The 2,744-nt window shown below is 76.8% G+C and carries 1 protein-coding gene and 1 pseudogene; both read left to right on the forward strand.

From position 1 onward, the window contains the following. The first annotated feature begins 159 nt into the window (after nucleotides 1-159). Entirely contained in the window at nucleotides 160-1,068 is a 909-nt protein-coding gene (locus tag ABEA77_RS33650; protein WP_425588451.1) for a hypothetical protein, read from the forward strand. Nucleotides 1,069-1,163: 95 nt separating this feature from the next. Continuing rightward, nucleotides 1,164-2,744 (forward strand): annotated as a pseudogene (locus ABEA77_RS33655) (hypothetical protein); the annotation flags it as partial.

The following is a 2,744-nucleotide window of genomic DNA, read 5'->3' on the forward strand; positions in this document are numbered from 1 at the left end:
GTCGCGGCCGGGATCCGCGGTGCCGCCGCCGACCGGGGGCGGGCGCAGGCCGCGGCCCCCGCCCGCCGGGGCGCGTGTCGACCGCGCCGTGGACGACCGTCCCGCCGCCGGTGCCGGCGGGGGTGCCGGGGGCCCGTATCCGTCCGAGGAGCCACGTACGTGACCGACCAGCACACGACCGGGACCGACCCGTGGGCAGAGCCGGGCGCGGAGGCCGTGGAGCGTGCGGGGTCGGGGGCGGCCGCCCCGGTCACCCCCGCGGACGCGGCGGACGCGGCCAGGCTCGTGTCCTTCGGCCTCCAGCCCCGGCTGCTGCCCGCACGCGACGCCGAGTACACCGAACTGCTGCGCCGCTACCGCGAGGACCCCGCCTTCGCGCGGATCGCCGACGCGGTCGCCACGGGCCTCGGCCTCGTCGTGCTTGAGGTCTCGCCCCGCGCCGGCATGGCCGTCACCGCGGCCGAGGACTCCGTCTTCGCCGTCCGCATGGGCGACTACGCGCGCCGCGCCGCGACCGACTCGGGCGACCGGTTCCTGCACGGCCTCGCCCATCTGGCCGTCGCCGCGCTCGCGTTCCCCCGCCCCGAGGACCTCGCGGACGACGGCTACATCGGCCGTATCACCGTCAACGGCGTGGACGCGTTCGTCCGCCAGGCCTGCCACAGGCTGGAGGAGCGCGCCGAGGAGACCGGCGAGAACACCGACCCCGCGAGCGACGCGCCCGGCCTCGAAGCGGCCTGGCGGGTGTACGCGCGCCGCAGCGCCACCGGCGCGACCAAGGACGCGCGGCGCCTCGCCGGCTCGACCACGGGCATCGTCGGCAAGGCCGTCGCCTTCCTCACCGAGTCCGGGTTCCTCCAGCGCACCGGCGACGACGCGGGCGGCGCGTACCGCACGACCGCCCGCTACCAGCTCCAGGTCAGGGACATGGCCGGCTCAGCCGCCCTCGCGGAGCTCGCCGAACTCGGCGTCGTACCGGTCACGGACGGCACGGCGACCCTGCTGCCGCCGCCCGAGGGCGGCGACGCCGAACTCGTCGCGGACGCCGGACTGCCCTTCCACACCTGAGCCGCCAGGCCGCCGCCCCGCCCGCCGCGACGGGACCCGGCGCCGCGCCCACCGACCGACCGCCCCCCACGCACCGTTCACGAGAGACCGCCGCCATGTACGAGCTGTCCAGGGTCCGCCTCTACTCCATCGGGCCCGCAGGAGCGCGCTACGCCGACACCGTGCTCGACCTGCGCGGCGTCGGCGCCGCCGTGCCGGCGCCCGCGCCCGTGCAGACCGAGTTCTTCACGGACGAGCCGGCGGGTCCGCCGCGCCGCCCCGCGCCCGCGGGCGTGCTGTTCCTGGAGAACGGCGGCGGCAAGTCCGTCCTGCTGAAGCTGATCTTCTCGGTGATGCTGCCCGGCCACCGCAACACCCTCGGCGGCGCGAGCTCGGGCGTGCTGCGCAAGTTCCTGCTCGCCGACGACTGCGGCCATGTCGCCCTGGAATGGCAGCACACCCTCACCGGCGAAACCGTCGTCGTCGGCAAGGTCAGCGAGTGGCGCGGCCGCCAGGTCTCCAACGACCCGCGCAAGTTCGCCGAGGCCTGGTACTCCTTCCGGCCGGGCCCCGGCCTCAGCCTCGACGCGCTGCCCGTCGCCGAGGCCCAGTCGGTGCGACCGCCCGCCGAGGGCACCTCGGGCGCTCGGGGCCGCCGCCGCACCATGAAGGGCTTCCGCGACGCCCTCACCGAGGCCGGCAGGTTCTACCCGCACCTCGACGTCCACTGGGAGGAGATCCACGACCGCTGGAACGAGCACCTCGGCGACCTCGGCCTCGACCCCGAACTCTTCCGCTACCAGCGCGAGATGAACGCCGACGAGGGCGAGGCCGCCGGTCTCTTCGCCGTCAAGAAGGACTCCGACTTCACCGACCTGCTGCTGCGCGCCGTCACCGACACCCGCGACACCGACGGCCTCGCCGACCTGGTCAGCGGCTTCGGCGGCAAGCTCGGGCGCCGCGCGGAACTCACCGCGGAACGCGACTTCACCGCCGGCTCGGTCGACCTGCTCGGCCGCATCGTGGAAGCTGCGGAGGCCCGCGCCCGCGCCCGCGAGATCCACACCGCGTCCGAGCGCAGGGCCCGCACCCTGGTACGGCGCCTCGCCGCGCGCGCCACCGTGGAACGCACCCGCGCCGCCGACCTCGCGAGCCAGGTCACTGCCGCCGCCCACACCGTCACCGAGGCGGAGGGCGCCCGCCTGCGCAGCTCCCTCGTCGCAGCCGAACTCGCCTACCGGCACGCCTCCCTCGCGCTCGCCGCCGCCGAGAAGCGCGCCGCCGCCCAGCGCCGCGACCTCACCGAGGCCCGCACCCTGAACTCCGCCTGGCAGGCCGCAGAGGCCGTGCTGCGGCACCGCGCGGCGGCCGACAGGTCCGCCCGCGTCGCCGCCGCGATCCGCGAGGCCGAACGGGACGCTGCGCCCGCGCTCGCCGCCCGCGCGACAGCCGCGGCCGACCTCGTACGGGCCCTGCACGCCGCGGCCGAGGACGCGGAGGGCCTCGCCAACGAGGAGGAGGCGCGCTCCTCGACCCTCCAGGAGACCGGCGAGGCCGCGCACCGCGACGCCACGGACGCCGCCACCGCGGCGCAGCGCGCCCGCAGCGAGTCAGAGCACCTGCGCCAGCGCCTCGACGAGGTCGGGCAGGAGACCGCGGAGGCCGTACGCGCAGGCTGGCTCGACGACACCGCGCCC

The sequence above is a fragment of the Streptomyces tremellae genome (assembly GCF_039540215.1).
Classification (GTDB): Bacteria; Actinomycetota; Actinomycetes; order Streptomycetales; family Streptomycetaceae; genus Streptomyces; species Streptomyces tremellae.